The sequence below is a fragment of the Pseudomonas sp. PS01297 genome, from assembly GCF_029959305.1.
Classification (GTDB): Bacteria; Pseudomonadota; Gammaproteobacteria; order Pseudomonadales; family Pseudomonadaceae; genus Aquipseudomonas; species Aquipseudomonas helleri.
On the sequence record NZ_JASCPQ010000140.1, the window covers coordinates 1 to 9940 of the forward strand.

Sequence of the window (9940 nt, forward strand, 5' to 3'; positions counted from 1 at the left end):
GTACGAAGGCTGCGAGCTTTTTACGGCTGCTTCGCAACCGATCGCAGCCTTCGTGCCTCGGCAGCGACTACAGAGATCACGTGCCCCTCGCGATCTTTTGATCTTCAACGCCGCACAGAGGTCTATTCCTGCGGCCAGAACGCGCGGATTCCGGCAACGCCCTGTGCGCCGATATGCCATGCCTGCTGGCGATCGTCCGGCACCAACCCGCCCAGCAAAAACACCGGCTTGTTGAAGTTGGCGATCAACGCCTGCGCCTGCTCCCAACCCAAAGGCTGCGTATCCGGGTGCGTTTGGGTCGGCAATACCGGCGACAAGGTCACAAAGTCCACGCCCATCTGCTCAGCCAACGCCAGTTCTTCTGCGTTATGGCAGGAAGCCGCCAACCAACGCTCTTTTGCCAACGGTCGGCCTTTGGCGGCGTATTTGCGCAATTGCCCGGCGGTTAAATGCCAACCCGCCGAAGGAAAATCTCCCAGCCATTCCAGCGGACCTTTGAGCATCAGTTGCGCCTTACCTGCACACAACCCGGTCGCATCCACCGCCAAATCTCGGTACTTGGGGTCGTAACCATTGGGCGCACGCAATGAAACCAGCTTGATACCGCCCGCTATAGCCTTCTGCAATCCGCGCAACAACTCCGGGGTTTCCAGCCCGTCCGGGGTAATCAGATACTGATCCGGCAAACGTGCAGCCGCCACTATCGGCTGATTCGCCGCCGGGAACTCATAATTGGCCAAGTCTCGCGCCGAAGCCCACGCCAATGGCTGACCTTCAGCACCATGAGGCTCACCCGTGAATTGCGAAACTTCCCACACATCAAGCAGGACCTGCTTGTCCGGGTAATCATGCTGAACCTTGATCAACGGTCGTGCTGCGCTCACCGTAATCCCCAGTTCTTCTTGCAGCTCACGATTCAACGCAGCCTCAACCGACTCCCCCGCCTCGACTTTGCCACCAGGGAACTCCCAGAGCCCGCCTTGATGCTGAGTATCAGCGCGACGGGCAATCAGTACCTTGCCGCCTTCGCCACGGATAACGGCCGCAGCCACATGAATTCGTTTCACCCTTGTACTTCCTCTAATCCGGCCTGTTGCCAGGCTTTAAACGCCAAACCTTGGTATATAACCCCCACAACGTTCTACGCGAGCATGGGCTGCATGCTCGCGTAGAACAGTGATCAGGTACGGTATTCAGCGTTGATTTTCACGTACTCGTGGGACAAGTCTGTGGTCCAGATGGTTTCGCTGGCGGTGCCGCGACCCAATTCGATGCGAATGGTGATTTCTTCACGGGCCATCACCGCCGAACCTTGCTCTTCGGTGTAAGTGGCCGCGCGTGCGCCGCCGCTGGCAATGCACACTTCGCCGAGGAACACGTCGATTTTGCTCACGTCCAGGTCCGGTACACCGGCACGCCCAACGGCCGCCAAAATACGGCCCCAGTTCGGGTCAGAGGCAAACAGCGCGGTCTTGATCAAGGGCGAGTGAGCCACGGTGTAACCGACGTCCAGGCATTCCTGGTGGTTGCCACCGCCATTCACTTCAACGGTCACGAATTTGGTCGCGCCTTCCCCGTCACGTACGATGGCCTGGGCCACGTCCATGCACACTTCAAACACCGCCTGCTTCAAGGCTGCGAACAGTGGACCGCTGGCTTCGGTGATTTCTGGCAGGTTGGCTTTGCCGGTAGCAATCAGCATGCAGCAATCGTTGGTCGAGGTATCGCCATCGATGGTGATGCGGTTGAACGACTTGTTGGCACCATCAAGCAACAGGTTTTGCAGGACATCACGGGACACTTTGGCGTCGGTCGCGATGTAACCCAGCATGGTGGCCATGTTCGGCCGAATCATGCCCGCACCTTTGCTGATGCCGGTGACGGTGACGGTCACGCCTTCATGCTCAAACTGACGACTCGCCCCTTTCGGCAAGGTGTCTGTGGTCATGATGCCGGTGGCCGCTTCGGCCCAATGGTTTTCCGACAGGTCGTCCAGCGCGGCTTGCAAAGCACCTTCGATTTTCTCAACCGGCAGCGGCTCGCCGATCACACCGGTGGAATACGGCAGCACTGCGCTGGCATCTACACCCGTCAGTTCAGCCAGCTTGGCGCAGGTGCGTGTGGCCGCGATCAGGCCCGGCTCGCCGGTACCGGCGTTGGCATTGCCAGTGTTGGTCAGCAGGTAGCGCACTGGCCCCTGAACACGTTGCTTGGCCAAAATGACCGGCGCGGCGCAAAAGGCATTCAAGGTGAACACGCCAGCGACATTCGAGCCTTCAGCGCAGCGCATGACCACAACATCCTTACGCCCAGAACGCTTGATACCGGCGCTAGAAATACCCAGCTCAAAACCGGCCACCGGGTGCAAAACAGGCAAAGGACCAAGACCAACAGCCATGACGCGCTCCTACATAGAGATGACAGTTCCGCCAATGGGCGGGAATTCAATGGTAAAACGCCGCGACGGCTAAAGCCGGTCGCGGCGCAGGTGTTTCAGCAAATGAAGCGGGCTTTAGTTGATTTGCCCGTGACAGTGCTTGTATTTCTTGCCCGAGCCGCAGTAGCACAGCTCGTTGCGGCCCAGCTTCTGGTCATTACGGACCGGCTCGGACGACGTGTCGATGTCAGCGATGTCTGCACCTTCAAGCACTTGGGCCATGGCATCAGGCTGATCAAGGCCTGGCGCTTCGGCGTGCTGGAACTGCATGCGCGAAGCCAGCTCTTCAGCTTCTTGACGCAGACGGGCTTCTTCTTCAACCGGGTCTTCGCGACGAACCTGTACATGGGACAGTACACGGATCGAATCACGCTTGATCGAATCAAGCAGCTCGGAGAACAGGTTGTACGACTCGCGCTTGTACTCTTGCTTCGGGTTCTTCTGCGCATAGCCGCGCAAGTGGATACCGTGGCGCAAGTGGTCCATGGTCGACAGGTGGTCTTTCCACAGGTCGTCCAGAACACGCAGCACAATTTGCTTCTCGAACGTGCGCAGGGCTTGCGCGCTGGCCTGTTCTTCTTTCTCGTTGTACGACGCCAGCAGCTCGTTCAGCAGCTTCTCGCGCAGGGTTTCTTCGTACAGGTGATCGTCTTCGTCGAGCCATTGCTGGATCGGCAGTTTCACCCCAAAGCCGCTTTCGATGGCTGCTTCCAGACCGGCAATGTCCCACTGCTCAGGCAACGATTGCGGCGGGATGTGCGCGCTGACGGTGCTGTCGAGAACGTCCTTGCGGAAGTCGGCAATGGTTTCGCCGATGTTTTCAGCCGCCAGCAACGTGTTACGCATGTGATAAATCACTTTACGCTGTTCGTTGTTAACGTCATCGAACTCCAGCAATTGCTTACGGATGTCGAAGTTGCGACCTTCAACCTTGCGCTGAGCCTTTTCGATCGCGTTGGTCACCATGCGGTGCTCAATCGCTTCGCCAGACTGCATGCCCAGGGCCTTCATGAAGTTCTTCACTCGATCAGAAGCGAAGATACGCATCAGGCTGTCTTCCAGCGACAGGTAGAAGCGGCTGGAACCGGTATCACCCTGACGACCGGCACGACCACGCAACTGGTTGTCGATACGGCGCGATTCATGGCGCTCGGAAGCGATGACATGCAGACCACCCGACTCCAGCACTTGCTGGTGACGTTTTTGCCAATCGGCTTTGATCTGGGCAATTTGCTCTGGCGTCGGGTTTTCGAGCGAAGCCACTTCGACTTCCCAGTTACCGCCCAACAGGATGTCGGTACCACGACCGGCCATGTTGGTGGCGATGGTCAGTGCGCCCGGACGACCGGCCTGGGCAATGATTTCAGCTTCTTTTTCGTGGAACTTGGCGTTCAGTACCTTGTGCTCTATGCCTTCCTGCTTCAGCAGGTTGGACATGTGCTCAGAGGTTTCGATGGTGGCAGTACCGACCAGTACCGGGCGGCCTTTTTCCATGCAGTCCTTGATGTCGGCCACGATGGCGGCGTACTTCTCGTCTGCGGTCAGGAACACCAGGTCGTTGTAGTCTTTACGCGCCAGCGGCTTGTTCGGCGGGATAACCATCACCGACAGACCGTAGATCTGGTGGAATTCGAACGCTTCGGTGTCTGCGGTACCGGTCATGCCGGACAGCTTGTTGTACAGACGGAAGTAGTTCTGGAAGGTTGTCGATGCCAGGGTCTGGCTCTCGGCCTGAATGTTCAGGCCTTCCTTCGCTTCAATCGCCTGATGCAGGCCTTCGGACAAACGACGCCCCGGCATGGTACGGCCGGTGTGTTCGTCGACCAGCAATACCTGACCGTCTTCAACGATGTATTCGATGTTGCGATGGAACAGCTTGTGAGCGCGCAGAGCAGCGTACACGTGGGTCAACAGGCCCAGGTTGTGCGCCGAGTACAGGCTTTCGCCTTCGGCCAGCAGACCGATCTGGGTCAGCATGTCTTCTACAAACTGGTGACCGGATTCGTTCAGCTCGACCTGACGGGTCTTCTCATCGATGGTGTAGTGGCCAGGCTTGGTGACTTCACCTTCCACTTCTTCGATGTGTTGTTCAAGACGCGGGATCAGCTTGTTGATTTCGGTGTACAGCTTGGAGCTGTCTTCGGCCTGACCCGAGATGATCAGCGGCGTACGCGCTTCGTCGATCAGGATGGAGTCGACTTCGTCGATTACAGCGAAATTAAGCTCGCGCTGGAATTTTTCTTCCATGCTGAAAGCCATGTTGTCGCGCAGGTAATCGAAGCCAAACTCGTTGTTGGTCCCGTAGGTGATATCAGCGGCGTAGGCTTCACGCTTTTCCTGTGGTGGCTGGAAAGGCGTAACAACACCGACCGAAAGCCCCAGGAACTCATAGAGCGGGCGCATCCAGTTGGCATCTCGACGTGCCAGGTAGTCGTTCACAGTGACCACATGCACGCCCTTGCCGGACAATGCATTGAGGTAAACGCCCAGGGTTGCTACCAGGGTTTTACCTTCACCGGTACGCATTTCTGCGATCTTGCCTTCGTGCAAGGTCATGCCACCGATCAGCTGTACGTCAAAGTGACGCATGCCCATGATGCGCTTACCGGCTTCACGGCAGACCGCGAACGCTTCAGGCAACAATTGATCGAGGGTCTCACCTTTAGCTATGCGGGCCTTGAACTCTTCGGTCTTGGCGCGCAATTGCTCATCACTCAGAGCAACCATTTGCTCTTCGAAGGCATTAACGACCTGTACCGTCTTGAGCATGCGTTTAACTTCGCGCTCGTTCTTGCTTCCAAAAAGTTTCTTTAACAAAGGCGCAAACATATCGGCAGGATCTTCCACACATAGGGATGGAGGGCGGCCCCGAGAGTCGCCCGAGCAGCCCTGATGGCCGCATGCGAGCGAGCATTCTACCCGGAAACGGCGGTGAGGAAAGTGGCGTTATTCCACGATACTGGTACAGCGTTGTGACGGGGCCTGACTAAAATAAGCCCTTTTTGCGGAACTTCAACCCATGCGGTGCAGAAGTTACCTATTGATTTTGCAAATAAACTTAACCGTTTCAGGTCTGTGTCGAGGGAAATGGCGGTTTCTGCTAGGATTGCCATTCAGTTTTCTCAGGTGTTTGATCATGGCATTTCGCCCACACCCAGCACGCGCACCCGCCGTTCTGCTCCGCGAGGCCAAGCCCCTAAAAGCCATTTTCGGCCATGCCAAGCGCCTTGCGCACCTGCAACGTCTGCTTGAAAGCCAACTCCAGCCTGCCGCCCGCGAACATTGCCACGTAGCATCCTGGCGTGAAGGCAGCTTGTTGTTAATCGTCACCGATGGCCATTGGGCCACGCGTTTGCGCTACCAGCAAAAACGCCTGCAACGTCAATTGCAGGCCTTTGATGAGTTCGCCAGCCTGACCCGGATTTTGTTTAAAGTGCAGCCGCCGACCGTGCAAGCCAAAGTCGGCGGGCACACCCATGACTTGTCTGTGGATGCCGGACAGACCATCCAGGCCACCGCCGAAGGCATCAGCGACCCGGCCCTGCGCGCAGCCCTTGAACGCCTGGCCAGCCACGCCCGACCCAAATAAGCCCACCATCTGTAGTCGCTGACGAGGAACGAGGCTGCGATGCGGGCCGCAGGACCGCCGCTTCATTTACGCTTGCCATTCCCCAGCAACGACCCCAATAACCCGCGCACCAATTGACGGCCCATCTGGCTCGCGGCCTGGCGTGCCATCGATTGCAGGGCTTTGCCCGTACTCGTCCCCAAAAACTCACCCGCCTGATCCAGCAAGCTCGGTTCATGGGGCGCCGCCGGGGCTTGCCCTTCTGGCGCCTGGCCCTTGCGCGCCTGCAGCACTTCGTAAGCCGATTCGCGGTCTATCGGTTTGTCGTAACGCCCCTGCAAGGGCGAACTGGCAATCAAGGCCGCCCGTTCAGCCTCGCTCAGCGGCCCGATGCGCGACTGCGGTGGCGCAATCAATACGCGCTGAACCATCGCTGGCGTGCCCTTTTCTTCGAGCATGCCCACCAATGCCTCGCCGGTCCCCAGTTCGGTCAATACCGCCAAGGCACTAAATGCCGGGTTCGGGCGAAACCCGTCAGCCACCGCCCTCAGCGACTTTTGCTCTTTGGCGGTGAACGCACGTAATCCATGCTGGATACGCAAGCCCAATTGCGCCAGCACCGTGTCAGGCAAGTCCGCCGGTGATTGCGTGACAAAGTACACGCCTACCCCTTTGGAACGAATCAACCGAACCACTTGCTCCAAACGGTCTTGCAGCGCCTTGGGCGTATCGGCAAACAACAAATGCGCCTCGTCGAAAAACAGCGCCAGCAAGGGTTTGTCGGCGTCGCCACGCTCCGGCAATTGCTCAAACAGCTCGGCCAAGAGCCATAACAGGAAGGTCGCATACACCTTGGGCGCTTCGTGCACCAGGCGGCTGGCGTCGAGCAAATGGATGCGACCACGACCATCGCTGGCAGGCTGCAAGAGGTCTTCGAGTTGCAGCGCAGGCTCACCAAACAACGACTCGGCACCCTGCTGCTCCAACGTGGCCAAACGGCGCAACAACGCCTGGCTAGACCCCGTCGTCATCAACGCTGCGTCTTCGCCCAGCACGTCCGGGTTCTCACGCAAATGCCCGAGCAGCGCCTTGAGGTCTTTGAGGTCCAGCAGCAACAACCCTTCGCGATCAGCCACTTTAAACGCCGCGTACAGCGCAGACTGCTGGCTGTCGGTCAGTTCAAGCAAACTGCCCAGCAGCAGCGGCCCCATTTCGCTCAGGGTTGTACGCAATGGATGGCCCGTTTTGCCCTGGATGTCCCACAGAGTGACCGGGTACGCCTTGGGCTGATAATTCAGCCACGGCATACTGGCAATGCGCTCCGCAATTTTGCCTTGGGGATTGCCCGCCGCGCCCAGCCCACACAGGTCGCCCTTGATGTCGGCGGCAAACACGGCAACCCCCGCATCGCTGAATTGCTCAGCCAAACGTTGCAGGGTGACGGTTTTACCTGTCCCCGTGGCACCCGCCACTAAACCATGGCGATTGGCCAAACGTAATGACTGAGCAATGGGCTGACCCGCAAGGTCAGCGCCGAGTACAAGAGCAGAAGAGTCAGGCATTTTGCCACCTTTGATTAATCTTTCACGGGTCCGCGTCGATACCCTCTTAATGCTAGACCAGAAAATTCCTGATTTAGCGTAGGAAAGCCCACTTATAAATACTCAAATCGCTTCTGTTCTAGCCGTGATTTGTAGAGTGCGCGTTTTACAGCGTGTAGGCCTCACATTTATAGAACTTAGCGGACCCTTCTAGCCATGAATAAAAACCTGCGTTTCAGTCATAAAATCCTGCTGGCTGCGTCCCTGATTGTCATAGCCGCGTTCTCGCTCTTTGCCTTGTACAACGATTACTTGCAGCGCAATGCCATCCGCAACAACCTCGACAACTACCTGCATGAGATGGGCAGTGTCACCGCCAATACGATTCAGACATGGCTCGGCGGGCGGATTTTGCTGGTCGAAAACCTCGCACAATCCTTGGCCATCAACCCCGAGCCCGCCCAGGCCGCCAACGTGCTGGAGCAGAAGGCGCTGACCAGCACCTTCATGGCCGATTACTTTGGTGATAACCAGGGCGCATTCACCATTCGCCCTGACAGCAAAATGCCCGACGGTTTCGACCCGCGCACCCGCCCCTGGTACAAAGACGCCGTCAACAGCAGCAGCGCCAGCCTGACCGAACCGTACATTGATGCGGTCACCGGGCAGATGATTATCTCGATTGGCAGCGCCGTGAAAAAAGCCGGGCAGACACTGGGCGTGGCCGGGGCTGACCTGAGCCTGCAAACCATCACGGACACCATCAATGCCTTGAACTTTAATGGTTTGGGCTATGCCTTTCTGATCAGTGGCGACGGCAAGGTCCTGGTTCACCCGGACAAAACCCTGGTCACCCAGTACCTGAAGGATATTTACCCGCAGGACACGCCGCCTATCAGCAGCGCGTTCAGCGAGATCCAGGCCAACGGCAAAACCCGGATCGTGACCTTTACCCCGGTCAAAGGGCTGGGGAACGTCAACTGGTCGATCGGTCTGTCTGTGGATAAAGAAAAAGCCTTTGCCGCATTGAACACATTCCGGACATCGGCGGTGATCGCCACGGTGATTGCCGTGATCTCGATCATCGCCCTCCTCGGCCTGTTGATCCGCTTGCTGTTGCAGCCCCTGCACGTCATGACCCGCGCCATGCAGAACATTGCCGAAGGTGAAGGCGATTTGACCCGCCGCCTCGACGTAACCTCCAACGACGAGTTCGGCACCCTGGGCAGTGCGTTCAACGACTTTGTAGAGCGCATTCACACCTCCATGCGCGAAGTGTCCTCGGCCACCGCGCAGGTTAACGAAGTGGCCCTGCGCGTGGTCAGCGCCTCCAACTCGTCAATGCTCAACTCTGACGAACAGGCCAGCCGCACCAACAGTGTTGCCGCTGCCATCAACGAGCTGGGTGCCGCCGCCCAAGAGATCGCTCGCAACGCCGCCCAGGCCTCGCAACAGGCCAGCGACGCCCGTGGCCTGGCGACCGAAGGCCAGCAAGTGGTTGAGCGCAGCATCAGTTCCATGCAGCAACTGTCGCAAATGCTCGGCACGTCCAGTGGCCATATCGAGTCGCTCAACGGCAAGACCGTGAACATTGGGCAGATCCTCGAAGTGATCACCAGCATCTCGCAGCAAACCAACCTGCTGGCCCTCAACGCCGCCATTGAAGCGGCCCGCGCCGGAGAAGCCGGACGCGGTTTTGCCGTGGTGGCCGATGAGGTGCGCAACCTGGCACACCGCACTCAAGAGTCAGCACAGCAAGTCCAGGCGATGATCGAAGAGCTACAAATCAGCGCCCGCGCCTCGGTCAGCACCATGGATGAAAGCCAGCGCCACAGCGAAGACAGCGTCGAGATCGCCAACCTGGCCGGTGAGCGGCTGGTCAGCGTGACAGAGCGTATTGGCGAGATTGACGGCATGAACCAGTCCGTGGCGACCGCAACCGAAGAGCAAACCTCGGTGGTTGAGTCGATCAACATGGACATTACCGAGATCAATACGCTGAATCAGGAAGGGATTGAAAACCTGCAGTCCACCTTGCGCGCCTGCACCGACCTCGAACAACAGGCCGCTCGCCTCAAGCAATTGGTGGGCAGTTTCCGTATCTAAGCAATAAATGGACTTACGGCTTGGGGTCAGCTTCAGCGTCTTGCTGTAGTTGCTCCCAAAGCCTGGCGGCGTCAGGAAAATCAGTGCCATCCTCGGGGCTGAGGGCGTCCGGGTCGTAACGACTCAAACAGCCCTCACCCACTATGGCCGGGGCGCTGGAGGTAGCCTTGTCGAGTGGATCAGTCATGGCGAATCCTCCAGCGTCCAATCTGTAGAAAATCCGTGGGAGCGGGCTTGCTCGCGATGCAAACGACTCGGTTTGTCAGACGCACCGGGCAGACACTATCG

The 9940-nt window shown here is 58.0% G+C and carries 7 protein-coding genes; 2 read left to right on the forward strand and 5 right to left on the reverse strand.

Annotated elements, in window-relative coordinates; all coding sequences use genetic code 11:
• Positions 1–122: 122 nt before the first annotated feature.
• The 3 genes from QMX84_RS24770 to secA all read right to left on the reverse strand — a co-directional run bounded on the left by QMX84_RS24770 (position 123) and on the right by secA (position 5266).
• Positions 123–1067 (reverse strand): Nudix family hydrolase, encoded by a 945-nt coding sequence (locus QMX84_RS24770; RefSeq protein ID WP_282365022.1) that lies wholly within the window; start codon positions 1065–1067, stop codon positions 123–125.
• Positions 1068–1180: 113 nt separating this feature from the next.
• On the reverse strand, positions 1181–2398 hold the full coding sequence (gene argJ / locus QMX84_RS24775; RefSeq protein ID WP_282365023.1) for a bifunctional glutamate N-acetyltransferase/amino-acid acetyltransferase ArgJ: 1218 nt from the start codon (positions 2396–2398) through the stop codon (positions 1181–1183).
• A gap of 114 nt (positions 2399–2512) precedes the next feature.
• The gene (gene secA, locus QMX84_RS24780; RefSeq protein WP_048390720.1) at positions 2513–5266 is read right to left on the reverse strand and encodes a preprotein translocase subunit SecA; all 2754 of its coding nucleotides are present in this window, start codon (positions 5264–5266) and stop codon (positions 2513–2515) included.
• 307 nt (positions 5267–5573) lie between these two features.
• Here secA and QMX84_RS24785 point away from each other — a divergent pair, with 307 nt between their 5' ends.
• Positions 5574–6026 (forward strand): DciA family protein, encoded by a 453-nt coding sequence (locus tag QMX84_RS24785; protein ID WP_048370590.1) that lies wholly within the window; start codon positions 5574–5576, stop codon positions 6024–6026.
• A 62-nt stretch (positions 6027–6088) separates the two neighbouring features.
• Here the strand turns inward: QMX84_RS24785 and QMX84_RS24790 are convergent, their stop codons facing one another.
• Positions 6089–7567: a helicase HerA-like domain-containing protein gene (locus QMX84_RS24790; protein WP_153390009.1), complete on the reverse strand. Its 1479-nt coding sequence runs from the start codon at positions 7565–7567 to the stop codon at positions 6089–6091.
• A gap of 195 nt (positions 7568–7762) precedes the next feature.
• On the opposite strand from QMX84_RS24790, the gene QMX84_RS24795 reads away from it, so the two are divergent.
• The gene (locus tag QMX84_RS24795; RefSeq protein WP_282365024.1) at positions 7763–9652 is read left to right on the forward strand and encodes a methyl-accepting chemotaxis protein; all 1890 of its coding nucleotides are present in this window, start codon (positions 7763–7765) and stop codon (positions 9650–9652) included.
• A gap of 13 nt (positions 9653–9665) precedes the next feature.
• On the opposite strand, the gene QMX84_RS24800 is transcribed toward QMX84_RS24795, so the two are convergent.
• Positions 9666–9839 carry a hypothetical protein gene (locus tag QMX84_RS24800; RefSeq protein WP_282365025.1) on the reverse strand — a complete coding sequence of 58 codons (174 nt, stop codon included), beginning with the start codon at positions 9837–9839 and terminating at the stop codon, positions 9666–9668.
• Between the last annotated feature and the right edge of the window lie 101 nt (positions 9840–9940).